The sequence below is a fragment of the Rhodopseudomonas julia genome (assembly GCF_030813515.1).
Lineage (GTDB): Bacteria > Pseudomonadota > Alphaproteobacteria > Rhizobiales > Afifellaceae > Afifella > Afifella julia.
Genome location: NZ_JAUSUK010000002.1, coordinates 519,713 through 542,834 on the forward strand (window position 1 = coordinate 519,713; position 23,122 = coordinate 542,834).

General features: G+C 63.5%; 20 protein-coding genes. 6 read left to right on the forward strand and 14 right to left on the reverse strand.

The window, feature by feature from the left end; translation table 11 throughout:
• From J2R99_RS11620 to J2R99_RS11640, 5 genes are all read right to left on the reverse strand, one after another.
• Entirely contained in the window at nucleotides 1-1,173 is a 1,173-nt protein-coding gene (locus J2R99_RS11620; RefSeq protein ID WP_307154638.1) for an ABC transporter permease, read from the reverse strand.
• A complete protein-coding gene (locus J2R99_RS11625) occupies nucleotides 1,160-2,452 on the reverse strand; it encodes an ABC transporter permease (protein ID WP_307154639.1) in 1,293 nt (430 codons plus the stop codon). The genes J2R99_RS11620 and J2R99_RS11625 overlap by 14 nt, the downstream gene beginning before the upstream one ends.
• A 2-nt stretch (nucleotides 2,453-2,454) precedes the next feature.
• Complete coding sequence (locus J2R99_RS11630) at nucleotides 2,455-3,942, reverse strand: Fe-S-containing protein (protein WP_307154640.1); 1,488 nt, start codon at nucleotides 3,940-3,942, stop codon at nucleotides 2,455-2,457.
• 69 nt (nucleotides 3,943-4,011) lie between these two features.
• Nucleotides 4,012-4,545, reverse strand: a complete 534-nt coding sequence (locus J2R99_RS11635; RefSeq protein WP_128291362.1) for an iron transporter — start codon at nucleotides 4,543-4,545, stop codon at nucleotides 4,012-4,014.
• A gap of 82 nt (nucleotides 4,546-4,627) precedes the next feature.
• Nucleotides 4,628-6,670: an FTR1 family iron permease gene (locus J2R99_RS11640; protein ID WP_307154641.1), complete on the reverse strand. Its 2,043-nt coding sequence runs from the start codon at nucleotides 6,668-6,670 to the stop codon at nucleotides 4,628-4,630.
• A 131-nt stretch (nucleotides 6,671-6,801) separates the two neighbouring features.
• On the opposite strand from J2R99_RS11640, the gene J2R99_RS11645 reads away from it, so the two are divergent.
• Nucleotides 6,802-7,575 carry a HugZ family pyridoxamine 5'-phosphate oxidase gene (locus tag J2R99_RS11645; protein ID WP_307154642.1) on the forward strand — a complete coding sequence of 258 codons (774 nt, stop codon included), beginning with the start codon at nucleotides 6,802-6,804 and terminating at the stop codon, nucleotides 7,573-7,575.
• Nucleotides 7,576-7,587: 12 nt separating this feature from the next.
• On the opposite strand, the gene J2R99_RS11650 is transcribed toward J2R99_RS11645, so the two are convergent.
• From J2R99_RS11650 to J2R99_RS11660, 3 genes are read right to left on the reverse strand one after another with little or no spacing between them, the layout of a single operon-like run.
• Nucleotides 7,588-7,980, reverse strand: a complete 393-nt coding sequence (locus J2R99_RS11650) for a Fur family transcriptional regulator (RefSeq protein WP_307154643.1) — start codon at nucleotides 7,978-7,980, stop codon at nucleotides 7,588-7,590.
• 4 nt (nucleotides 7,981-7,984) lie between these two features.
• On the reverse strand, nucleotides 7,985-8,812 hold the full coding sequence (gene znuB / locus J2R99_RS11655; RefSeq protein ID WP_307154644.1) for a zinc ABC transporter permease subunit ZnuB: 828 nt from the start codon (nucleotides 8,810-8,812) through the stop codon (nucleotides 7,985-7,987).
• Complete coding sequence (locus tag J2R99_RS11660) at nucleotides 8,805-9,647, reverse strand: ATP-binding cassette domain-containing protein (RefSeq protein WP_307154645.1); 843 nt, start codon at nucleotides 9,645-9,647, stop codon at nucleotides 8,805-8,807. Before J2R99_RS11660 ends, znuB begins: the two co-directional genes overlap by 8 nt.
• 97 nt (nucleotides 9,648-9,744) lie before the next feature.
• On the opposite strand from J2R99_RS11660, the gene znuA reads away from it, so the two are divergent.
• Nucleotides 9,745-10,746 carry a zinc ABC transporter substrate-binding protein ZnuA gene (gene znuA / locus J2R99_RS11665; RefSeq protein ID WP_307154646.1) on the forward strand — a complete coding sequence of 334 codons (1,002 nt, stop codon included), beginning with the start codon at nucleotides 9,745-9,747 and terminating at the stop codon, nucleotides 10,744-10,746.
• Nucleotides 10,747-10,797: 51 nt separating this feature from the next.
• Nucleotides 10,798-11,721: an alpha/beta fold hydrolase gene (locus J2R99_RS11670; RefSeq protein WP_307154647.1), complete on the forward strand. Its 924-nt coding sequence runs from the start codon at nucleotides 10,798-10,800 to the stop codon at nucleotides 11,719-11,721.
• 392 nt (nucleotides 11,722-12,113) lie between these two features.
• Here the strand turns inward: J2R99_RS11670 and J2R99_RS11675 are convergent, their stop codons facing one another.
• From J2R99_RS11675 to J2R99_RS11685, 3 genes are all read right to left on the reverse strand, one after another.
• Nucleotides 12,114-13,319, reverse strand: coding sequence for a porin (locus J2R99_RS11675; protein ID WP_307154648.1), 1,206 nt, complete (start codon nucleotides 13,317-13,319; stop codon nucleotides 12,114-12,116).
• A 366-nt stretch (nucleotides 13,320-13,685) separates the two neighbouring features.
• A complete protein-coding gene (locus J2R99_RS11680; protein WP_307154649.1) occupies nucleotides 13,686-16,250 on the reverse strand; it encodes a sensor domain-containing protein in 2,565 nt (854 codons plus the stop codon).
• A 326-nt stretch (nucleotides 16,251-16,576) separates the two neighbouring features.
• Nucleotides 16,577-19,111, reverse strand: coding sequence for a transglycosylase SLT domain-containing protein (locus tag J2R99_RS11685; protein WP_307154650.1), 2,535 nt, complete (start codon nucleotides 19,109-19,111; stop codon nucleotides 16,577-16,579).
• Nucleotides 19,112-19,227: 116 nt separating this feature from the next.
• On the opposite strand from J2R99_RS11685, the gene dapA reads away from it, so the two are divergent.
• Nucleotides 19,228-20,106 carry a 4-hydroxy-tetrahydrodipicolinate synthase gene (gene dapA / locus J2R99_RS11690; RefSeq protein WP_307155689.1) on the forward strand — a complete coding sequence of 293 codons (879 nt, stop codon included), beginning with the start codon at nucleotides 19,228-19,230 and terminating at the stop codon, nucleotides 20,104-20,106.
• Between the two features lie 23 nt (nucleotides 20,107-20,129).
• The gene (smpB, locus tag J2R99_RS11695) at nucleotides 20,130-20,603 is read left to right on the forward strand and encodes an SsrA-binding protein SmpB (RefSeq protein ID WP_128291372.1); all 474 of its coding nucleotides are present in this window, start codon (nucleotides 20,130-20,132) and stop codon (nucleotides 20,601-20,603) included.
• A gap of 18 nt (nucleotides 20,604-20,621) precedes the next feature.
• Here the strand turns inward: smpB and J2R99_RS11700 are convergent, their stop codons facing one another.
• From J2R99_RS11700 to J2R99_RS11710, 3 genes are all read right to left on the reverse strand, one after another.
• A complete protein-coding gene (locus tag J2R99_RS11700) occupies nucleotides 20,622-20,981 on the reverse strand; it encodes a hypothetical protein (protein ID WP_307154651.1) in 360 nt (119 codons plus the stop codon).
• Between the two features lie 103 nt (nucleotides 20,982-21,084).
• Nucleotides 21,085-21,777, reverse strand: a complete 693-nt coding sequence (locus tag J2R99_RS11705; protein WP_307154652.1) for a uracil-DNA glycosylase — start codon at nucleotides 21,775-21,777, stop codon at nucleotides 21,085-21,087.
• Nucleotides 21,774-22,412 carry a LabA-like NYN domain-containing protein gene (locus J2R99_RS11710; RefSeq protein WP_307154653.1) on the reverse strand — a complete coding sequence of 213 codons (639 nt, stop codon included), beginning with the start codon at nucleotides 22,410-22,412 and terminating at the stop codon, nucleotides 21,774-21,776. The genes J2R99_RS11705 and J2R99_RS11710 overlap by 4 nt, the downstream gene beginning before the upstream one ends.
• 185 nt (nucleotides 22,413-22,597) lie before the next feature.
• On the opposite strand from J2R99_RS11710, the gene rpoZ reads away from it, so the two are divergent.
• Nucleotides 22,598-22,969, forward strand: a complete 372-nt coding sequence (gene rpoZ, locus J2R99_RS11715; RefSeq protein WP_092810689.1) for a DNA-directed RNA polymerase subunit omega — start codon at nucleotides 22,598-22,600, stop codon at nucleotides 22,967-22,969.
• Nucleotides 22,970-23,122 lie beyond the last annotated feature (153 nt).

Consider the following 23,122-nt stretch of genomic DNA (forward strand, 5'->3'; position numbering starts at 1 on the left):
CTACTCTCCCTTCAGCACTTGCGCAGGAACGATGCGGATCGCTCTGCGGATCGGGACGATGGCGGCAGCAAGCGCCGCAACAAGCGAAATGGCGAGCGTCGCCGGCACCACGATGGCACGGAACGAGATCGCCGTCGAAAAGACGGCCTGACCGAGAAGCTGGGCGAGGCCGAAGCCGATGACGAGGCCGGCCGCCACGCCAATCAGGGACAGGGTGACGGTTTCGATCAGGAACTGGCGCATGATGGCGGAATCATCGGCGCCGAGCGCCTTTTGCAGGCCGATCTCACGCCGCCGTTCGACGATCATCGCGGTCAGGGTGGAATTCACGCAGACGGCCGTGATGACGAGAATGATGCCGGCGACGAAGGCCATCAGCACCTTGATCTTGTCGAGAAGCTCGCCGTCGGATTGCGACACCTGGCGGATGGGGCGGATGTCGAGGCCGGGGAAGTCGGCTTCGATCGTGCGCGCCAGCCGGTCGGCCTCCTCGCCCTCCGCCTGGATGCTCAGCATGGCGAGGTTGATGACGTTCGGCATGCCGAGAAGCTTCTGGGCGAGCGAACGGTTGACGAGGATCTGATCGTCCTCCGCCTCGCCGGTCTCCACGATGCCGCGCACGGTGAGCTCGGTCTTAAAGGAGCCGTCGTCGTTGGAGATTTCGATCGTATCGCCCGGGTGAAGGCCGAGGCTTGCCGCAAGACGTTCGCCCAGCATGCAGCGGCGCTCGTCGAAATCGACCCCGATCCAATTGCCTTCGACCTGCCAATAGGGCGAAATCTTCTGCGCGCCGGCAAAATCGAGGCCGGCGATGACGGCTTCGCGCTCGCCGACCCGGGCGACACCGTAAAGGAAGGGCGAGGCGCCGACGAGCCTGTCGGCAGGAAGTTCTGCGATGAGTTTGCGGTAGGTCGCTTCGCTGAACGTCTTGTCGCCCTCCGCAGTGTCCGGCGCGACGATGAAGTTCGCGCCGTAGGCTCTGAGCTCGCGGCTCATCTTGGCGGAGATGTCGAAATAGAGGCTCGCGAGCGCCGCAATCACCGCCGCGCCGACGGCGATCGCGGTAACGGCGGCGAGCACGCGGCTGCGGCGCACCAGAAGCGCCCGCCAGAGAAGGCGCGCGCCCATGCCGCCACGACGGGCGGAGGTCTTTGGACGGTCAGCGGCGGCCATAAAGCGTCTCCACGGGAGCCAGAGCGGCAATGGTCCGCGAGGGCAGGACGGAGCCTGCGAGCGCGATCAGGATCGAGGCGATGACGACGACGAGCACGACGACGCCGGGGAAGGTGATGGTGGCACCGAAGACGGTGAGGCCGATGATCTGCGACAGGCCGGCACCGAGGGCGGCGCCGATCAGCCCGCCGATGATGCCGATGACGACCGCCTCGCCGAGGAAGAGCGACAGAATTGCGGCTTGAGAGGCGCCGAGCGCCTTCATCAGGCCGATCTCGCGGCTGCGCTCCATGACGGAGGTGTTGAGAAGCGAGGAAATGGCCATCGCCGAGGAGGCGAAGGCGGCGAGCGCCACGACCGCCATCAGGAGCTGGATTTTGCCGATCACCACGCCTTCACTATCGGCGACCTGCCAGATGGGGCGGGCCGAGGCGTTGGGCAGAGCTTCTTCGATCTGGTGCACGATGGCGCTCACATAGGCGCTGCAATACCAGGTGTCATATTGCTGCGCGTCGAGCGAAGAGGGATCGCTCCGCGCCTTCCGGGAGAGCGAGTTCTCCGGGATCGTCAGCGCGCTGACGCTGACCGAGCCGACCTTACCGGACAGGCCTGCGAGATCCTGCGCGAGAGCGAGCGGGGCGACGATGCCGCCGGCTTCTTCCTCGCTCGCCGCGACGATGCCGCTCACCGTGACGTTGCGGCTTTTGCCCTCGGCGGCGGTGAGCGTGAGCGTCGCGCCGGGCTTGAGGCCTCGCCTGTCCGCGAGCGTTTCGCCGACGAGGACCTGGTCGAGCGAATCCTCCTCCGGCCAGGTGCCCGTCACCTGCCAGAACGGATGCGTGACGGTGACGCCGGTGAAGAAATTGTCGAAGCCTTCGACCGGCATCAGCTTGTGAAAATAGGTGCCGATCAGGGGCACATGGTCGTCTTCGGCGCTGCCGAGCGTGACCGGCAAAGTGAGGAAGGGAGTGAGGCCGGTGATGTTGTTGCGCCAGAAGATGTCCTTGATCTTCGGCAGGTCGGCCTCGTTCAGATAATCACGGCCGCTCAGGGGGTTGTAATTGACGCCGCCGATCGTGAGCGGGATGGAATCGCTCTTCGGTACGACCTTGATGTTGGAGCCGTAGGCCTTCATCTCGCGGGCCATCTTGTCGCCGACGTCGATCGAGAGGCTGGCGAGCGCCGTCATCAGCGTGGTGGCGAGAACGATGGTGAAGATCGCCAGAAGCTTGCGGCGCCAATCGCGGCGGAAAGATTGCTGGAGGAGGCGTGTGAACATGATCAGTCCTCCGGCTGCCAGCTGACGCGGGCAGGTGCGAGTGGCTCGTGGCCGTATTTATCGGGCGCGTCGCGGAACGTGTCGTAGGATTCCTCGCCGGTGAAATAATAGGTCCGGCCTTCGAATTCGAAGCTGAAGGGGGCGTCGGTGTTGACGAGGGTCTCGCCCGTGACGGGATCGGTCACATTGGTGGAGACGACTTCGGAGAAGAAGCGGGCGCCTTTTTCGAGCTCGAGCTGAGCGATGACGATGTCGCCGTTCGCTTCCTCATGTTTCAGGGGGATCGGGTTGCAGCCGCCGGCCTTGCCGATCGACGGCACGAAGATGCGCACGTTGCAGGCGATGCAGATGATTTCGTTGCCGCGCTGGATATAGCCTTTGTCGCCACAGATCATGCAGGCATCGTAGACCACGCCGATGGCGACATGCTCTGCGTCAAAGCGGTTGATGAGGAAGAACCGCACCCGGTGGCCGTCGCTCGAGACGTAGGCGAAACGGTGCAGCGTGCCGTCCTTCACCTGATCGACCGGGATGCGGACGGTGCCGTCATCGTCGACCGTGACGGGCGTCGCCTCCGAAAGGCGCGGCGGCTGCGAGGCGTAAAGGTCGTAATAGAGCATCGAGGCGACGATGAAGGTCATCGCCGCGGCCAGTCCTCGGAACCAGCGCCGCTCGCCGAGCGCAAAGGCCTTCAGCTTGCGGCGCTCGGTGCGCGCATGGCCGGCGAGGTCATCGCTTAAGGAGGCGGGGCGCGGCGCGCGCAGAAGGAAGGCGGCGCCGAGGACGAGGGCCAGGGCGAGTTCGGCGTAAACGGCGGCCTCGGCGTAATAATCGGCCTTGGCGACGAGCGAGACGCGGGCCGAGGTGACCTGCAGCCAGCCGACCTGCAGAAGGCCGAGCATGACGTCACCGCCCCACACCGCGGCCTCGATGAGGACGGCCAGAACGAGGAGGCCGAGGCCGATGATCGGCGTGCGGCTTGCGGCGTGACTGACGGCGGTGGCGAAGGCGCCGAGGGCTGCCGCCGCGATGGTCACGGCAAGGACGTTGAGGATGAGCTCGGTGTTGAGGACGCTCGTCGCCGTCAAGGCATGGGTGGTGGTGTCATCGGCGAAGACGAGAGCCGACTGCGCCGTCAGGATCGCGACGAGAAGGGCGAAGATCGGCAGCGCGACGAAGCGGGCTGCCGAAAAACGCAAGGCGAAGGGGGCGGAGAGAAGGGCGAGGAGGGCGGCGGCCAGACACGCGCCCTCCATCACCATCTTCGCTTCCGTCAACGACGCCGCGCCGTCCGCCCAGAAAAAGGCGAAAGCGCCGATCGCAATTCCTGCGATCAGCGCCGGCACGGCGATGAAGATGAGGTGACGACGCAGCCTTTCTTCTGCGGCGAGCGTCGTTCTTGCCGCTTTCAGAAGAAGGCCCGCATAGAGCGCCGCTATGAACGTGGCGGGCCCGAAGGCGCGAAACATATCGGCGAGATAAAAGCTCACGTCATCCCTCACTCACGCCCCAGGCTCCGCTTCGAAAAGCGGAGCCTGACACGCTTCATGTCGTTGTGCTTAGTCCTTGAGCGGGACAAAGCTGAATTCGTATTCCACGTCGAGCGGCTCGAACCAGCGGCCGACGCCCGTATCCTCGTCGGTGTGGCGGCCGAAGCCCTGCCGCGACGGCGGATCGATGTGATAGCTGAGACGGTAATTGCCGGGGCCCGACATCTTGATGTTGGAGCCGTAATGCGGCCCGTCGATGGCCACCATCGGCATCAGGTTGCCGCTCGTCACCTTGCCGGTGTCGAGGTTTTCAAGCGTATAGCCGATGGTGAGGTAGGGAATCCACTCGCCGGCACCGAAACCGTTCGGATTGCCCTGCGTGGCGTGGATGTCGGCCTCGATATGAATGTCCGCCTGATCGGCCGGAAGGTCGATGCCGCGCGGCTCCATGTCGATCGGCGACAGATAGACGGCCGCGATCTCCATGTTCGCCATCTCTTTGGCCTCGCCGGCCGGATATTCCTTGAATTCGGCATGGGCGGCGCTGGCCATACCGGCGGAGAAAATCACCGCGGTCAATAACTTCGTACATCTTGCAATCATCGCCAATTCTCCTGTCTGGCGGGTGAGAAGCTTGGTCGTTGTCAGGCGGACTTTCGTCCGAACTCGACGCCACAGGGGAAGGTCAGCCGGCATGGGCGGGCCTCCCGGAGCGGCGGACGAGGGGGATGGCCAGAAGCGCAAGCGCGATCAGCACAAGCTGGGGCGCGAGCGTCTGGACGTAGGGGAAGATGCCGAGGAGCGGGACTTGCGGCACCCAGGCGACGAGCGTCGGCTCCAGGATCTTACCTTCGATCAGCTCCATGACACCTTTGCCGGCGAAGACGAAGGCGAGGTAATAGAGGAGCGCGCTGGTGAAGATGAAGAACGGCCGGATCGGCAGCTTCAGGGCGCCGTAGCTCATGGCGAAATAGATGATCGCGAGCAGGCCGAGGCCGATGATGAAGCCGGCAAGGATCGACGAGCCGCCGCTGGCATCAGCGCCGACGGCGAGCGCCTTGTAGAAGAGGACGGTTTCCGCACCTTCACGGTAGACGGCGAGGAAGCCCGCGAGCCAGAGCGCCGTCAGGGAGCCGGTCGACAGGGAATCGCCGATCTTGCCCTTGAGATAGGCGGTCCATTTCTGCGCTTCGGCCTTGGAGATCAGCCAGTAGCTCATGGTGAAGAGGACGACGGTCGCAATCAGCATCGTCGCGCCTTCGAGGATCTCCTGCTGGGAGGCGGCGATGTCGAAGACCCATTGCACCAGGATGGCGGTCGCGACGCTGAGGACGAGGGCGACGATGACGGAATTGTAGACGACGCGCTTCTTCTCGCGGTGGCCGATCTTCTCAAGATAGGTGAGCATCGCGGTGACCACGAGCATCGCCTCGAAGCCTTCGCGGAGGATGATGGTGAGCGAATAGACAAAGAGCGTCCAAGGGGAATCGGCCGTGCCGCCACCGAGCTGTTCGGCCGCGGTCTTAAAATCCGTGTTTGCCGTGGCGAGATCTTCTTCGAGCGCCGCCGGCTCGAGGCCACCGCGCATGGCGCCGACGAGCTTGGTGAAATGGCCTTCGAGCTTTGTCTTGAAGGCCGTGTCGCGGGCGCCGATCGCGGCTTCCATGCCGCTGCCTTCGAAAACGTCGAAATAGGTGTCCTGAACCTCTCCGATCGCCTTTCGGATGTCGCCGGTGCGGTAGGTTGCGATCGCGGCCGTGAGCCTATCGTCGATGGTGGCGATGACGCCCTGCCAATCCTTGGAGCTTGCGGGCGATGCTGCGGCCATGCGGCTTTCCATGCCGGGCAGGAGAGGCAGGCCCGGAAGATCGTCTTCGATGTCGGCAACCAGAATGTCGCCGGACGCGCGCACCATGCGCGGCGGCTTGCCGGCTTCGACGAGGCCGAGGATGCGGGTGAACTCGGCGTTGAATTCGGCGTCCTGGCGCTGCGAGACGTGACGGCGAATGACGGTTTCGAGAAGCGAATTCTTGTAGCCTTCGAACTGCGCCTGCGTGATCAGCGTCTTCGCCTTGTCGGCATTGCCGTTCTCATAAGCGTCGGCCGCGTCCGACATCAGCTTGCCGACATGATCCACAGCCTGCTGCCAGTAAGGCTCGACGGTTTGCGGAGCGGCGTTTGCAGGGGCATTTGCGGAGGCGTCGGCCGTTGTGGCGGCATGGCCGGTCTCCGCCTTGATGTGCACGCCCTCTTCGAGCTGCGGCACGACATCCTCGAGAGCCGCAATCTGGGCCTCGATGCGCTGACGCACCGTGGCTGCGGGGACGCCGTCGATGATCGCCTGGCGAATATCGCCGAATTCCGCCTCAAGCTCGTAACTGCGCTTGGCCGAGATGTTGATACGGATGGGGCCTTCGAGATTTTCGAAGATTTCGAAATAGGACCCCTGGACGAGATCTTTGGCCGCTTCCGCATCGCCGGCTTCGTAACTGTCGGCGGCTTTGGCAAGACGCTCTTCAATCTTTGTCACCAGACCGCGATAGTCGGGCTCGGCGGCATAAGACGGTGCGGCAAAGAACACGGCAAGCAGAAGCACGACCAAAAGCGCCGGCCAGGCAAAAGCCGAAAGCGGGGGGCGTGCCTTCGTCTTTCGCCTGCCGGTGCCGGGAAACGCACTGCAATCGGGTGCGACAGCCGCAAGCGGCAGGGGTTGCGTTTCCGATAGCATTTGAGACCTCGTCCAAAGAACAGTTTGGGGTTAGCTCTTCTTGACTTTTAGAGTCAACATTGGTTTGCAGCGACCAAATGTCCGTCGCGCAAGACGTCGCGATGTTGGGGAAATCGGAGGGCCGCAGGCCGATGAACGACAAGAACAAAGTGATCCGGCCAACGGACGACGAGGCGCGCAGTCTCGCCAAAAGGCTTATCCGTATGGCGCGTTTCGGGGCGTTGGCGACGCTCGAGGCGGAAACCGGTCATCCGCTTGCCACCCGCACGGCGCTTGCCACCGACATGGATGGTACACCGATCATCCTGATCTCGGAACTCTCCGCGCATCGGCATGCCCTGGAGGCAGATCCGCGCTGTTCGCTGATGGTGGGCGAACCCGGACGGGGCGACCCTTTGGCGCATCCGAGGCTGACCATGGTGGGCGAGGCGCGCCGGGTGAACCCGGAGGATCCGGCGCATTCGCGGCTTAAGCGCCGCTATCTCGCGCGCCAGCCCAAGGCGCAGCTTTATGTGGATTTTGCCGATTTCGCCTTCTTCCGCATCGAACCGAAACGGGCGAGCCTGAACGGCGGCTTTGGCAAGGCGTTTCTGCTTGAGCGCGACGATTTCGTGCTGCCGGCGGATCTCGTCGCGGAGCTGGAGCCGGTCGAGTATGGCGCGGTCAAGCATATGAACGAGGATCACCGCGAGGCGATCGGGCTCTACGCCACGGTTCTGTGCAAAGGCAAAGCCCCGGCCGATGAATGGTGGATGGCCTCGCTCGATCCGGAAGGGGCCGATCTCGTCTCCGGCGACCTCGTGGAGCGTCTGGTCTTTCCGGAGAGACTTGCCTCCCCGCAGGATTTGCAGCCGATGCTGGTGCGCCTTGCGAAAGAGGCGCGAACGCGGCAGCCGGCGGCCTGATGCGGCGCCGCCTCAGTGGCAGGCGGCGCAGCGTCCCTTGATCTCCAAAGTGGTGCGGCTCGGGATGAAATCGTGCTCGCGGCTCCAGGCGGCGAGCCGCCTCTGCAGGACGGGATCGCAGAATTCCTCCACCCGGCCGCAGGCTTCGCAGATCGCGAAGGCAACCATTTCGCCCCCATGCTCGGCCGCATGCGAACAGGCGACGAAGGCGTTCAGCGATTCGATGCGATGGACGAGCTTGTGCTCGGTCAGCTTGTCGAGGGCGCGATAGACCTGAAGCGGCGCCCGCAACCCTTCGGGGCGCAATTCGTCGAGGATCTGATAAGCGCTGAGCGGGCTCTTGGCATCGCTGAGAACCGACATCACCAGGGATTGGTTTTTGGTCAGGGCGGGCACTTCGCTCATTTTCTCACTCCGTTCCCGTGGCTTCTTCGGCCTTGATGCGATCCGGTTCGACCATCCTCCATGTGAGGCTTGCCAGAAACAGGATCAATGCGGCGACGACGATGGAGGGGCCGGAGGGCGTGTCGAATTCAAGCGAGGCGAAGAGGCCACTTGAGGCCGCAAGCGCGCCGACGATCGCCGCGATCACGGCCATGCGCTCCGGCGTCGTGGCGAAGCGGCGTGCGGTCGCGGCCGGGATGATGAGGAGCGAGGTGATGAGGAGAACGCCGACGATCTTCATGGCGCCGGCGATGACGGCGGCCATCAAAAGCATGAAGACGAGGCGGGCGCGTTCGGTCGCAAGGCCTTCGGCGACGGCGATTTCCGGCGAGATCGTGCCGGCAAGAAGCGGACGCCAGATGGCGACGAGAATGGCGAGGACGACGGCGCCGACGCCATAGATGAGCATCACGTCGGTGCGCGAAACGGCCAGGATGTCGCCGAAGAGGTAGCTCATCAGATCGATGCGGATCCAGGTCATGAAGGCGATCAGGACGAGGCCCAGGGCGAGCGTCGAATGGGCGAGGATGCCGAGAAGCGCATCGGCGGGGAGCGAGCGGTTGCGCGACAGGGCGACGAGACCGAGGGAGGCGGAAGTGGCGACGGCAAAGACGCCGAAGGTCAAGTTGATGTCGAAGAGAAAGGCGATGGCGACGCCGAGAAGGGCCGAATGGGCCATCGTGTCGCCGAAATAGGCCATGCGCCGCCAGACGACGAAGCAGCCGAGCGGGCCGGCGACGAGCGCAACGCCGATGCCGGCGAGGAGGGCGCGGACGAAGAAATCATCAAGCATGGCGGTGACCTGAAGCGGTGCCCGTACGGGCCGGCTGAGAGAGGGGGGTCTCCTCGCCATCGTCGCTGTTGGCCGACAGGGGGGCGTCGGCGGCGGCGTGACTGTGGGCGTGATGGTGGCGGTAGACGGCAAGCGTTTCGGAGGCGCGCGGCCCGAAAAGACGCTGATAGGCTTCGCTCGCCGCCACCTGTTCCGGCGGCCCCGAGCAGCAGACATGGCCGTTGAGGCACAGAACACGGTCCGTCTGCGCCATGACGATGTGAAGGTCGTGGGAGATCAGGAGGATTCCGCAATCGAGCCGGTCGCGAATCTGTCCGATGAGATCGTAAATGGCGATCTCGCCGGTGAAATCGACGCCCTGAACCGGCTCGTCGAAGACGAGGAGATCGGGCTTGCGAATGAGCGCACGCGCGATCAGGACACGCTGGAATTCCCCGCCCGAAAGCTGCTGCAGGGCGGCGCCTGCGAGATGCGCCACACCGGTTTCGGCGAGGGCTGCGTTGATCGCATCGGCCGGAAAACGGGCGGTCAAGGCCATGAAGCGGCTGACCGACAAAGGCATGGTGCGATCGATCGTCAATTGTTGCGGCACGTAGCCGACCGTCAGCTTCGGGGCGCGACGGATTTGGCCTTCGTCGGGAGCGATGACGCCGAGGAGCGATTTCGCCGTGGTGCTCTTGCCGCTGCCGTTCGGCCCGATGAGCGTGACGATCTCGCCGCGGCGGATCGTGAGATCCACCCCCCGTACCAGCCATTTGCGGCCCCTGCGGACACCGAGGCCTGCAATGTCGACGAGGAGGTCGGCGTCGTTCCCGAATTTTTCGCTGCGCATCATCGTCTCCGGTTGCCGCGCTCTATGGCCCATGTTATAGGGTTACGCAAGATATGTAATGTAATAACATATCTACACGAGATAAATCAGAGGTCGATTCATGCGCAAAAGGAATCCTCTTGCATCCCTCGCTCAGGGGCTTGCGGCAGGGCTCGTTCTATCCTGGGGGACGCAGGCGATGGCCGCGGCTCCGGATGTCGCAGTCTCCATCAAGCCCGTGCACTCACTCGTCGCCGCCGTGATGGAGGGGGTCGGAAGTCCGCATCTCATCGTCGCGAACGGTTCGCCGCACGATTACGCCCTGAAGCCATCGGATGCACGGGCCTTGGAGGGGGCGGACATCGTCTTCTGGGTCGGGCCGGAAATCGAGGCGTTTCTGAGCGAGCCTCTTGAGACGATCGCGCCCGATGCGAAGAAGATCGCGCTGTCGCGGGCGCCCGGCGTCACCCTTCTGCCGCCGCGCGAGGATGGCGCGTTCGAGCCTCACGACCACGGTCATGATGAGGAGGCCGGGCATGATCATGAGGGCGAAGACCATGCCGACGATGATCACGGCGACCACGATCACGCCGACCACGGGCATGAGGGCGAGATCGACCCGCATTTGTGGCTCGATCCGGAGAATGCGAAGGCGATGGTGAACGCAATCGAGACGGAGCTTGCCGATGTCGATCCCGACAATGCTGCGACCTATGCCAGGAACGCCGACAAGACGCGCGAGCGGCTCGACAGCCTCTCCTCCGAACTTTCTGGCGAACTCGCCGGATTGAAGGGCAAGCCCTTCATCGTCTTCCACGACGCCTACCAGTATTTCGAAAAGCGGTTCGGGCTCGAAGCGGCCGGTTCCGTCACGGTGAGCCCGGAAGTTTCTCCCGGTGCGCAGCGGGTTTCGGAGATCGCCGCGAAGATCCGCAATCTCGGCGTCGTCTGTGTTTTTGCCGAGCCGCAGTTCACGCCGAAGCTGATTGCGGTCGTCACAGAAGGCACGGACGCCAAGAGCGGCGTGCTCGATCCGCTCGGTGCCGACCTTGAGGCGGGGCCGGATCTCTATTTCGAGCTGCTGCAGCGCAACGCCGATGAGCTTCAGGACTGCCTCGGCTGACGCCGCGCCAATCCTTGAACGGATTGCACGAAAGGCGCTATTGCCTGTCCCATGAGCGAAGAAGCGACGGCCGGGACAGGCGAGGGAGAAGGACGCGTCTTATACGTGAAGGCGCAGGATGGGCTGACGCTCGCCCTGCGCCTTTATGGCGACTGGCAGAGCCCGGGGCTGCCGCTTGTCTGCCTGCCGGGTCTGTCGCGCAACGGGCGCGATTTCGACAGGCTGGCGCGGTTTTTTTCGGCCCATGCCGACACGCCCCGGCTGGTCGCGGTTCTTGATTACCGCGGACGGGGATTGTCCGGCTACGATCCCGACTGGACGCGTTACACGCCGATGGTGGAAGCCGACGACGTTCTCGCCGTCACGACGGCGCTCGGCATTGAGAGGGCGATCTTCATCGGGACCTCGCGCGGCGGCCTCATCACGATGATCATGGGCGCCATGCGGCCCGGCCTCATCGCCGGCGTCGTTCTCAACGATATCGGCCCCAAGATCGAGGGCACCGGTCTCGCACGCATCAAGAACTACCTCTCCAATATGCGCACGCCGCGATCGATGGCGGAAGCGGAGAAGATCGTTCGCCAGATTGCCGGCCATTCCTTCACCGCGCTCAGCGACGAGGATTGGCACGCCTATACATGTGCGCTCTTCGTGGAGCGCGACGGAGAGATCAAAGCGGATTTCGATCCTAAGCTTCTGAAGACTGTCGGCAAATTCGATCTCGAAGAAGCGGTGCCGACGCTCTGGCCGCAATTTGACAGCCTGCGGCACGTTCCGCTGCTGTCGGTTCGCGGGGAGAATTCCGATCTGTTGAGCGCTGCGACCGTAGAGGAAATGGCCTGGCGCCATCCCGGCATGGAGCAGGTGACGGTCGAGGGGCAGGGGCATGCGCCTTTGCTTCGGGATCAGCCGACGCTCGATCGGATCGCGGCCTTCGCCCGCCGCTGCGACGCGCATCAATCGCCGAAGCCATAGAGACGTCGCGGACGTTCAGCTGACGTTCGATCAACGCCGGCAGGACAATTCGTCCGCGGCTCGAGCGTTTTGGCCTGGCGGAAGATCGGAGTTTGCTGCCTGCGGTTTTGCCGGGCACTCTGAAGATCAAGCGCGGCTCTGCCCTCTGCAGTTTTGCCTGCGGAGTTTGCCGGCCTCGTTCTGCCCCGTTCAAACCTGCGTATCTCTCGGGACGTTTGCCGGTGCTGCTTATCGGGCGGGCCGATCGGCTCCGTGTCGCGAAGCGTGGCGCGATGGAGCCTCTGCGTCATCGCGTAAAGTCCAAAGTGCCCGGCGATGCAGTGTCGTGCAGCCAAAAAGAAAAGGCCCGGCGTTGCCGCCGGGCCTTCCCGAATTCCGATCGCTTGAAGCGATTAGAACGTGCGCTGAGCGCGGAACATCACGCCCCAGATGTCGTCCGGAGAGTCGGAGTCCGCAAACTCCCAATCGACGTTGTTGTAGGCAACTTCGACGCCCATCAGGAAGCCAGAAACCGGCGTCCAGGCGACGTTACCGGTGATGGCGTAGAAGTCGAGATCACCGAGAGCCTTGTAGTCGATGTCCGTGTAGGACGCATTCAGAGACGCGGTCCACTGCGTGGCGAAGTCAGCCGAAATGCCGCCGCGGATGTTCCAGGCCTTCGTCAGCTCGATGGAGCCATCGTCGTCGAGGGTCACGTCAGAGAGCGTGTTCTCGAGGATGAGGCTGTTCACGCCGGCGGTGATGTAAGAAACAGCACCCTGCGTGTAGTTGGCCTGAACCGAAGCCTCGAAGCCCGTGCCCGGGATGCCGGCGGTCACGCCAGCGCCGATGGCCCAGCCGAGATCGCTGTCGTCATCGCCATTGAAGAGGGCGTCGTCGACATTCTCAACACCGGTGTCATGAATGACACCCATGATCTGAGCAGAACCCCAGCCCTGATCGACGCGCACGTTGGCGACGACGTCCGGGAATTCCTGACCGTCGATGGTCACGCCATCGAAGTGCGCACGACGGCCGCCGGAAGCGGCGTCTTCGAACGACAGCGTGGCGGAAACGCCATTGCCGACGTTGAAGGTGTACGCGAACAGCGTCTGCTCGGTCGTGTTGTCATCGATGCCGATGCGCGTGCCGTAGCCGTAGGTGCCGAAGAAGTCGAAGAACGACGAGGCATGACCGACGGTGAGGGTGCCCATGTCATTCGAGAGCTGGATGAAAGCGTTCTCGAGGTACTGACCCTCAGTGTAGTTGTCGGCGAAGCTCGACGGGCCGATCTGGAGCGAAGAGCTCACATAGGCACGCAGAAGGCCGAAATCGGTCTGCGTACGGGCGTCGAGGCGGACATAACCACGAGCACGCGAGGTGAACTCGTTGAACGTGTCGCCCTGGTCGTCGCCATTGACGTAATGAGCTTCAACGCGGACCCGACCGCCGACCTTCAAGCAGGTGTCGGTGCCCGGGATGTAGTAGAATCCAGCGCCAAACGCATCGCAAATCCGCACGTATTCGACCGGCTCTGCGACCGGCAGATCGGCGGCCTGTGCTCCGGTGACGGCCATCACAGCAGCCGCCGAGCCGAAAAGAAGGCTCTTGAGTTTCATTTGTAGACCTCCAGTCCAAGTTGCACGAGCCGGGGGATGATGCGTTCAGTCCGCGCCTTGTTGGCGTCGGTTCTGAGTGGCGTCCCCCGCCCCTCAACCTTCTCCGTTTCGAAGAAGTGGGCTGCCTCGTGGCTGCCTGAGGCCACACTATTCATCCGCCTTGCACAGGCAACATCAGAATGCCCGCACTGCCGGCTTTGGCAGTCGATGTTGCACAATTGCCACGAAGCGGGCCCCAAACCCTAAGAAAAGCTTAAGAGAGACGCCGTTTGGGGCCTCTTCAGGCAGTGTGTGCGACCGGTGCGAGCATGTCCGCGGAGAGAATCGTGCGCCAAAGCCACACTTTCAGACGGGCGCAAATGGGGATCAGGCGAATCTCTGGTGCCGCGGCGGGGCCGTCCGGAGGGGAATCACCGACGGACCGAATCTCTCTTCAAAGGCCTGGGGCATCATCGGCGCGCCGGACAGAGGGCCCTGAATGTGATCGCAGCCCGCGGCTGCCAGCGCTCGTCTCTGTTCCTCGCTCTCCACCCCTTCGGCGATGACCGTCAGGTTGAGGCTATCGGCGATGCGCACGACCTTGCGGATGAGGGCGGGCGGTTCGGCGGCGATCGCGCGGAGATCTGCAGCGTCGATTTTGATCTCGTCGAAGGGCAGCGCTTTGAGCTGGGCGAGACGGGTGAGGCGGCCGCCGAGGCTCTTGAGCGTGAAGCGCACGCCGGAACGGCGCAGCCGATGCATCTTGTCGGCGAGCGCGACATCGTTCTTGCCGACGATGATCTCCGGCAATTCGAGCGTGAGGCGCCTGGGATCGGCGCCGGCATCCAGAAGAAAGCGGTTGATCCGCCTGACCGCGCCGCGTTCATGCAGCATGCGCGCGCTGACACCCACCGACAGCGACAGCCCGCAGAGCGACGGCCGCGTGGCCCAGCCGCCGAGGAGAGCGCAGGCCTGGGCAATCGCCTGGCGTGTCAGGACCTCCGCCTGTCCAGCCTCTTCGGCGAAGCTTGCAAGCTCCTGGCGGGTGAACGCCCCCCATCTTTCATGGCGCCAGCATGGCAGGAGCTCGGCGCCACGGCATGTGCCGTCGACATTATATTGACCCTCGAGCAGAAACTCGATGCCGCCCGTGTCGATGGCGCGGCGAAAATCGGCCACCGCGCCGACATGTTCGCGCACGGGGTTCCGCTTCGCAGAGCTGAAGACGCTGAGACCGTTGCGCCCGGCGGCCTTGGCTTCATACATCGCGAGATCGGCGCGCTTGAGGAGTTCTTCCGGATCGCTTTCGCGTCCATCGAGCAAGGTGAGGCCGATCGAGCAGGTGGTCTGGAAGCGCTGTTCGTTCAGGAGGCAGGGCTGATCGACCGCCTGCAGGACCTTGCGCGCGACCCGGTCTGCGTGGCGGATCGCCTGCGCTTCGGTATCCCCCAGATCCTGCAGGAGGACGACGAACTCGTCGCCGCCGAGCCGGGCGACCGTATCGATCTCGCGCAGGCATAGACGCAGACGCTGGGCAGTGCTTGCCAGGAGCAGGTCGCCGACATCATGGCCGTAGCTGTCGTTGATGACCTTGAAGTTGTCGAGATCGATGAAGAGGAGGGCGCCGAAGCTCTTGCGGCGCCGGCTTGCAGCCAGCGCCATCGCCAGCCTGTCGCGCAGCATCTGCCGGTTCGGCAGTCCGGTCAGCGAATCGAAATAGGCGAGCTCGTAGATCTGCCGCTCATTGGTCTTGAGGGCGGTGACATCCGAGACGAGGCCGTGCCAGAGGACGGAGCCATCGGGTTCGCGGTCGGGCACGGCGCGACCGGAAAGCCAGATCGTGCCGCGCTGCGGATGATTGACACGAAATTCCAGGGTCCAGGGCGTCATGCGCGTCGCCGAGCGCAACAGGCTGGCCGACAGGCGGGGGCGGTCGTCTCGGTGTACCGCGGCGAGAAGAGCCGACGCATCGTCGCGCACATCCTCGGGAGCCAGCCCGAAAAGGGGCTCCAGGCCGAGACCGGCATAGGGGACGGCGCTGGTCGCGTTCGGGCGGCGACGCAATTGAAAAAGACAGGCCGAAATGACGGCGCCGATCCTTTGCAGGCGCTCATGCAGCCTGAGCTGTTCGACCGTGCCGGTCACCTCGCGAACGGTGCCCTCATAATAGAGTGTCGCGCCGGTTGCCGGATCTCTTACGAGGTGGGCGTTCTCCTCCACCCAGATGCGCTCGCGCGTCTTGTGGCGGTAGACCTCGGAGATGAACCTCTCCACCCGGCCATGTTCGCGGAGAGCAGCCTGGAATTCGGCCCTGCGTGTCGGGTCGACGTACCATTCCGTGGCGATGTCGTGGACATTCGCCAGCATCTCCGCCTCGCTGTCGTAGCCATTGAGGCGCACGAGCGCTGGATTTGCCGCGAGCTGGCGACCATCGATGGAGGAGCGGTAAACCCCTTCCTGAATGTTCTCGTAGATGGCGCGGAACGTCGCTTCCGGCTCCTCCTCTCTCCGGGGCGCTGCGGCCTCGGGAGAGACGCCGTGAAGGATGGCGACGCATTCGTCGGCGCGCGTGCCGCCGCTCGTAAAGGCGCTCAGCGTGAGATTGATCCGCACAGGACAGCCATTGCCCCCTATGCAGTGCATTTCACCGCTGCATTCCGAGAGCGCCCCGCAGCTGAGGCTCGTCAGACGCTCTCCCCATAGATTGCGCTCGTCTGGAACGGCCAGAGACAGCAGGGTGCGGCCGGCCAGCCCTTCCGGCTCGAAGCCGAGAAGGGCGGCGCAGCGGTGGTTGATCCGGGTGAAGCCGCCGTCGATAAAGCGAATCTGGGCCGCGGCGACGACATTCTGATCGAAAAGAGAGGCCGGCGCGCTCGTCTGCGAACACGCGGCACTGCGCGGAGGCGGTTCAGAAACCGCCACATCCTTCGCACTCGCCGCTTGTTCCCCCATCGGCTCGTCCTCTCCAACCACTGGCGCAGGTTCCCCCAGGCTTATGACCAATTCCCTAGGGGAACTGTGCGTCCTGAACCTGTTTGGTTAGTAGGTGAATATAATGTTAATTCTGTCCGTGTATTTACATTGTCTCCATCTGAGAATGTAAAACAGATGGCACTCGCGTATCAATTGTTCTTTTGTACAATTATCGCGTCGCCCAATAATGTCGGGTGGGGCGACGATAGGAGGGCCGATGCAGGTCGCACCGCGTCGTGTCGCAAATATTGGCGGGGCTGGCTCCTATGGCGCACGGGGCCCGGTTTCGCAGGCAGAGGCGCGGGCTAACGCACCGGATCGCCGTGCGCCAAATCCTTGGAGATGGAGAGCGTGTGGCCGAGGCGGCTGCGATAGGCCTGCAGGTTCTCCATCACTTTCTGGACGTAGTTGCGCGTCTCGTCGAAGGGGATCCGCTCCACCCAGTCGACGGGATCGGTCTCCGCACCGCGGGGGTCGCCGTAGCGTTTCACCCAGTCGATGGCGCGGCCGGGGCCGGCATTATAGCCCGCGAATGTCATAATATATGAGCCGCGCAGATTGGTTAGGAGCTCGCCGAGATGGGCGGCGCCCAAAGTGGCGTTGTAGGCGGGGTCGCTCGACAGGCGCACGAGGGAGAAGGGCAGGCCGATCTGCCGCGCCGTATAGCGCGCGGTCGCCGGCATGAATTGCATCAGCCCGCGCGCCCCGACATGGCTGGTGGCCGAAGGATTGAAGGCGCTCTCTTGCTTGGAGACCGCATAGAGAAGTGCGCGATCGACGATCGCCGGCTGCGGAATGTCCGGCGGGACGACGATGAGCGGCGCACGCAGGGCTCCGACCTCGACGCCGCGGGCATCGGCGCGGGCGGCTGCGAGCATGCCGTAATGGGGCTCGTTGATGCGCCGCGACAGGGTGTCGAGAAGCGAAAGCTCGCCCGGGCTTTCGAGCTTGTCGCCGAGCGCCATGAAAAAGGGACGCGTGCGGAAATTGTGCTGTGCCGCCGCGAGGCGCTGGATGGCGTGGACTTCCGGGCGGGCGGCAAAGCGCAGCCTGTCGAGGGCGGTGGGACGCGGCCGGAGTTCCAGCCCCGTATGGGTGAGGCCCAGCGCCTCGCGCGACAGCTGACCATAATATGTGGCGCCATGGCGGGCCGCGACGGAATAGGCCTTGGCCGCCTGATCGGCATGGCCGCTCGCTGAATGGGCGCGGCCGAGCCAGTAATAGCCGCGCGCGATGGATCGCGGCTGCGTGGCGACGGCGGCGATCCTGGCGAAATGGGCCCGCGCGGCACGCGGGGAATCAAGGTATCTGAGCGCCAGCCAACCGGCATGGAATTCCGCTTCGACGATCGCCTCGGGCGATTGCGCGGCATGGGTGGCGGCGACCGAATAAGCGAGGGCGGGATAGCCTTCCTCGAGAAGCATGCGCGCCAGATCCTTGCGCAGCTCCCACCACCGGTCGGCATCGCCGAGCCTGGTGCCGTCGCGCTCCACCAGGCTCATGCGCAGCGCGGCCTGCACCAGCCGGTCCTTGCGAATGAGCATGAGGATGCGGGCGTATTCCCAGGCAGGTTCGCCACGGAAACGGGTCTTGATGGCCATCAAGCTCGCGGTCGAGCCGCCACGGTCGACGGCGGCGGCGACCGCACGGGCCAGCTGGTCGTACCCCGGACCTATCGCCTGGCCGACGCGGATCGCCTCGCTGGTGCGCTTGTGCAGGAGAAGCCGGCGAAAGCGATAGAGATGGTCGTCTTGCGTCAGCGCATCCCCATGCTCCGCCAGGATATGCGCCATCTGCGCACTCGACAGCGATTCCTCGCGCCAGATCCGGCGAACGATTTTTCGGCTGCGCTTGTGCCAGCCGCGTTCTGAATAGATGTCGGCGAGCCGCAGCCAGCCGTCATCCGTCATCGGCGCCCCTTCGGCATAGAAGGCGAGAATGGCTTCGCCTGTCGGATGCGTGCGCAGAAGCGCCTGTTCGGCTCGCAGCCTCAGAAGGTCGGGATCGGGCCAGTCCGGATGGTTTTTCGCGACGTCTTCGATCGTGGCCGGTGGAAGGCCGGAGAAGGGGGCGCGGGCGACGAAGAAGCGGATCAGTTCGCGGTCGAAGGCGTTCGGAAGGGTCTCCGCGTAGGAGAGCGCGCTCGTATAGGCATCGGCCGTCACGAGATCGAGGCCGCGTTTCAGGAGGGTGGCCTGCGAAAACCCATAAGGCGGACGATCGTTCTTGATCCGGTTCAGCCGTTCGGCGGCGACACCCGTCGGGTCGGGACGCGGGCGCGGCGCCAGGAAGGCAACCTCCTGCGGTGCGCTCCCCTGCGATGCGCTCTTTTGTGACGTGGCGGGCTCTGCTCCGGTTTGGGCCGATGCCGTCTCGCTGTTTCCGATCGATCCTGTCTCGATCGAATCGGTCGTCGCTTCGGGCTCGACGCTGGCCGGTGCTTCGCCCTCTGCCTGCTCGGCTGGGCTTTCGTCGGCCCCGCTGGATGCCGTGTCTTCGGGGGAAGTGCTGTCGGGGGCCGTACCTTCGGATGCAGCTTTCGCCGGCGCGGCTTTTACAGGGGCGGGGGCGTCGGTGGCGGGTGTTGTCTCCGCTTCCGCGATATCGTCAGGCTTTGCCTCAGCGGCGGACGTTGCGGCGGCTTCTGCGTCAGGACGTGGCGCGGGCACGGCCTCAACGGCCGCGGTTGCCTTTTCCGCCGGGCGCGGCTTCGGCAGCATCGGCTTTGCGGGCGCGGCGATTGCCGCAGGGGAAGCGAGCACGAGCAGCGACTCCCCGGCGGCGAGGGCCAGGGCGAGCGCTGCGGCGATTGCCGCGAGTTTCCTGCTCGGCAAGATCACGTGTTCGGTTCTGCTTCCTTGCGGCCCCAGAGCGGAGGCGGTGCGCTTGCTCTTGCCAGGATGCGCCACTATCGTCCGCCGCCACAGTCAAAAGGACAGAATTTTTGGGCCAAGTTATGTTCAAGGGGTCAATTCCGGCGCTGGTGACGCCCATGCGCAACGGTAATGTCGATGAAGAGGCGTTCCGCAACTTCCTGGAATGGCAGATCGGCGAAGGCAGCCACGGCTTCGTGCCTGTCGGGACAACCGGCGAATCGCCGACGCTGTCGCATGCCGAACACAAGCGGGTGGTGGAATTGTGCGTCGAGGTCACGGCCAAAAGGGTGCCGGTGATCGCCGGTGCCGGCTCCAACAATACGCGCGAGGCGATCGAGCTTGCCGAACATGCGGAAAAGGCGGGTGCCGATGCCGTGCTGGTGGTGACGCCCTATTACAACAAGCCGAGTCAGAAAGGCCTCTACGCGCATTTCAAGGCTGTGGCGGATGCGATCTCCATTCCGATCATCATCTACAATATTCCGCCGCGCTCGGTGATCGATATGAGCGTGGAGACGATGAAGCAGCTCTTCGAGGATTGCCCGAACATCACCGGCGTCAAGGATGCGACCGCCAATCTCGTGCGCGCCAGCCTGCAACGCCAGGAGATCGGCACGGAGTTCAATCAGCTCTCCGGCGAAGACCCGACAGCGCTCGGCTTCATGGCACATGGCGGGCATGGCTGCATTTCGGTGACGGCGAATGTGGCGCCGAAGCTTTGCTCGGACTTTCAGAAGGCCTGCATGGCGGGCGATTTCGCCGCCGCGCTCGAGTACCAGGACCGGCTGATGCCGCTCCATCGCGCATTGTTCCTTGAGCCGAGCCCGGGACCCACCAAATATGCTCTCTCGGTGCTCGGGAAGATGAGCGAGGAAGTTCGCTCGCCGATCACCACGATCGGAGAGGAGACCAAGAGCGAGGTGCAGGACGCGCTTCGCCATGCCGGCCTCCTCAATTAACGCAAGGTTGCAGTTGGATTTCGATGGCGAAGAAGACGACGACGAACAACAAGGTTGTGGCCGACAATCGGCGCGCCCGTTTCGATTACGAAATCGGCGAGACGATCGAGGCTGGCCTGCAGCTCGTCGGGACGGAGGTGAAGAGCCTCAGGCAGAACAAAGCCAATATCGCGGAATCCTATGTGAGCCCGGAACGCGGTGAGGTGTGGCTGATCAACGGCAACATCCCGGAATACGTCCAGGCGAACCAGTTCAACCATGATCCGCGGCGCAAACGCCGGCTGCTCTTGCATCAACGCGAGATCGACCGGCTGTCGCAGAGCGTCGACCGCGAAGGTATGACCATCGTGCCGTTGCGGCTCTATTTCAACGATCGCGGTATTGCCAAGCTCGCGATCGCGCTCGCCAAGGGCAAGAAGACCCACGACAAGCGCGAGACCGAAAAGAAGCGCGACTGGCAGCGCGAGAAGAACCGGTTGTTGAAGGAGCTCGGCTAGGCGGGCTTTTCCTGCGGCTCAGGAGCGGATCTGGCCTGAGCTTGCGCTTCTCTCTGCGAGATAAAGCGCCCGGGGCGGAACGGCGACGCCGGCGAGCAGGAATGCGAACACCATAAAAGCTGCTGCGATCAGATTGAAGCGCCGCACCGGCGCGCCGAAACCTTTTAGAATTTCCTGAGCGTCCTCAGCCTGGCTCGCCGGCACGCGCAAGGCGACGCCGCCGAGTGCAACGCTGTAATGCCAGGCGACGGAGATGTGCTGCGGCCCCACCGGCACCACGACGATGCCGTGGGCCTTGAGCATGGAGATGGCGAGCGATGTCTGGCTCGGACCATAGACATGCGCGATCGTCGTCAGATCTTGTGTCGGCTCGGCCATGCCATTCCCCCAAACGCCCTGAAGGCGCCGCCTTTAAAACAATGTCTCCGAAACGTTGCGTGGATGCCTTAACGCCGACTGGAATTTCTTGGTTACCGAAAGATTAACGCGGCGCGCCCAACAGATTGCGGATCTCTGCAAACACGCCTTTGAACATCTTTTCCGTCAGAACACCGGTGTTCGTGTTGTAACGCGAGCAATGGTAGCTGTCGAAAAGGCGCAGGCCGCCTGACGTCTCGCCCGGGATTTCGTGCGTCGCGCCATGGCCGAAGGGCGCGTCCTTCAGGCGAAGGCCGAGCGTGCGCACGACACTGTCATGGGCGATGCGACCGAGCGCCAGAATTGCCGCAAGGTCGGTGTGGCGGGCGATGGTCGCTGCGAGGAACGGCCGGCAATTGTTGATCTCCGCACCGATCGGCTTGTTCTGCGGCGGCACGCATCTGACTGCGTTGACGATCGCCGCATCCACCAGTTCAAGCGTGTCGTTCGGATCGGCGCGGTATTCGCCACGCGCGAAGCCGTATTCGATCAGCGTGTCGTAGAGGAGATCGCCGGCGTAATCGCCGGTGAAGGGGCGACCCGTGCGGTTGGCTCCGCGCAGGCCCGGCGCGAGGCCGATGATCAAAAGCCTGGCCGAAGACCGGCCGAAGGTCGGGACCGGGGCGTTGTGCCAGGAGGGCTCCTTGGCACGCCATTCGTTGCGGAATTCGACGAGGCGAGGACATAAAGGGCAATCGCGGGAGGGTTGCGAGGGTGCGACAACGCCGCCCGCGGCCGGGGTTTCAGAGTATTTCACCGGGCGCTCGTGTCCACTTCATCGTCGTCGTAATAATCGAACTCGTCGTCCTCGTAGGTGCCGGGGGTGCCGCCGTTCTCGTCATCGGAGGCTGGACGCGTCCGGGCTGGTCCGGCACGCCCGAATTCGGCCGCCATGTCGGCGAGTTCCAGAAAATGGTCGGCCTGCCGACGCAGGTCGTCGGAGATCATCGGCGGCTGCGATTTCAAGGTGGAGGCAACGGTCACCTTCTTGCCCTTTCGCTGCAAGGCGTCGACCAGGTAGCGGAAGTCTCCATCGCCGGAAAAGATGATGAGATGGTCGATATGCTCAGCGATCTCCATGGCATCGACCGCGAGCTCGATATCCATGTTGCCTTTCACCTTCCGCCGTCCTTGTGCGTCGGTATATTCCTTCAGCGGTTTGGTGACGATGCGGTAGCCGTTGTAATCTAGCCAATCGATCAGCGGGCGGATTGAGGAATATTCCTGATCTTCGGCCAGAGCAGTATAATAAACTGCCCTTAAAACATAAGCCTTCTTGCGAAAACTATCGAGAAGACGACGATAGTCGATGTCGAAACCAAGGGAGCGGGATGTTGCGTAAAGATTGGCTCCATCCAGAAATAAGGCGACTTTTTCACGCGCATCGAACATCGTGAACCTCCTCTAAGACAATGTGTTTTCTTGGAAATTTTTGCCGCACCAAGAAAGTTGCCAAGGGGTAGGCGAGGGATTCGGCGCTTTCAAGGCAGGCTGTTCGTAAACCTTGCGAGACTGTTGAAAAAGGCCTATGGGAATCCCAATTCCCGTTTTCGAATGATTTTTGAGGAGGTGCATCCATGGCGCGCGTCACCGTGGAAGATTGCGTCGACAAGGTCGATAACCGGTTCGATCTCGTGCTTCTGGCGGCGCACCGCTCGCGCACGATCTCGAATGGTTCACCGCTGACCGTGGACCGTGACAACGACAAGAACCCCGTCGTTGCCTTGCGGGAGATTGCCGACGAGACGATTCAGCCGGAGGATATGAAAGAAGATCTCATTCATTCCTTGCAGAAATTCGTCGAGGTCGACGAGCCGGAGCCGGCTCCGGAAGAGATCGAAGCCCAGAGCGGCGGTGCAGAAGACGAAATGACCTTCGATCGGATGAGCGAAGAAGAGCTTCTGCGCGGTCTGGAGAGCCTCGATCCGCCCGAGCGGCGCGACGACTGAGCGAGGCCTCAGCGATATCGGCGGCGGGGCCTTTGCCCCGTCGTGACGACAAAGCCCTGCTCAAGCGGGGCTTTTTTTGTCGCATGGATGCGCTCAGCCTTTGTAAAGCCTATATCCGGCAAAATGCAGAGAAGCGGTTCACTAGCCGCAAAG

Excerpts from the sequence above, each read along its gene's own strand:
- J2R99_RS11680 (WP_307154649.1), bottom strand. The coding sequence starts at position 16,250 with ATGGGGGAACAAGCGGCGAGTGCGAAGGATGTGGCGGTTTCTGAACCG.
- J2R99_RS11645 (WP_307154642.1), top strand. The coding sequence starts at position 6,802 with ATGAACGACAAGAACAAAGTGATCCGGCCAACGGACGACGAGGCGCGC.
- smpB (WP_128291372.1), top strand. The coding sequence starts at position 20,130 with ATGGCGAAGAAGACGACGACGAACAACAAGGTTGTGGCCGACAATCGG.
- znuA (WP_307154646.1), top strand. The coding sequence starts at position 9,745 with ATGCGCAAAAGGAATCCTCTTGCATCCCTCGCTCAGGGGCTTGCGGCA.
- J2R99_RS11660 (WP_307154645.1), bottom strand. The coding sequence starts at position 9,647 with ATGATGCGCAGCGAAAAATTCGGGAACGACGCCGACCTCCTCGTCGAC.
- dapA (WP_307155689.1), top strand. The coding sequence starts at position 19,228 with ATGTTCAAGGGGTCAATTCCGGCGCTGGTGACGCCCATGCGCAACGGT.
- J2R99_RS11650 (WP_307154643.1), bottom strand. The coding sequence starts at position 7,980 with ATGAGCGAAGTGCCCGCCCTGACCAAAAACCAATCCCTGGTGATGTCG.
- J2R99_RS11700 (WP_307154651.1), bottom strand. The coding sequence starts at position 20,981 with ATGGCCGAGCCGACACAAGATCTGACGACGATCGCGCATGTCTATGGT.
- J2R99_RS11625 (WP_307154639.1), bottom strand. The coding sequence starts at position 2,452 with ATGTTCACACGCCTCCTCCAGCAATCTTTCCGCCGCGATTGGCGCCGC.
- znuB (WP_307154644.1), bottom strand. The coding sequence starts at position 8,812 with ATGCTTGATGATTTCTTCGTCCGCGCCCTCCTCGCCGGCATCGGCGTT.
- rpoZ (WP_092810689.1), top strand. The coding sequence starts at position 22,598 with ATGGCGCGCGTCACCGTGGAAGATTGCGTCGACAAGGTCGATAACCGG.
- J2R99_RS11675 (WP_307154648.1), bottom strand. The coding sequence starts at position 13,319 with ATGAAACTCAAGAGCCTTCTTTTCGGCTCGGCGGCTGCTGTGATGGCC.
- J2R99_RS11670 (WP_307154647.1), top strand. The coding sequence starts at position 10,798 with ATGAGCGAAGAAGCGACGGCCGGGACAGGCGAGGGAGAAGGACGCGTC.
- J2R99_RS11640 (WP_307154641.1), bottom strand. The coding sequence starts at position 6,670 with ATGCTATCGGAAACGCAACCCCTGCCGCTTGCGGCTGTCGCACCCGAT.
- J2R99_RS11620 (WP_307154638.1), bottom strand. The coding sequence starts at position 1,173 with ATGGCCGCCGCTGACCGTCCAAAGACCTCCGCCCGTCGTGGCGGCATG.
- J2R99_RS11635 (WP_128291362.1), bottom strand. The coding sequence starts at position 4,545 with ATGATTGCAAGATGTACGAAGTTATTGACCGCGGTGATTTTCTCCGCC.
- J2R99_RS11710 (WP_307154653.1), bottom strand. The coding sequence starts at position 22,412 with ATGTTCGATGCGCGTGAAAAAGTCGCCTTATTTCTGGATGGAGCCAAT.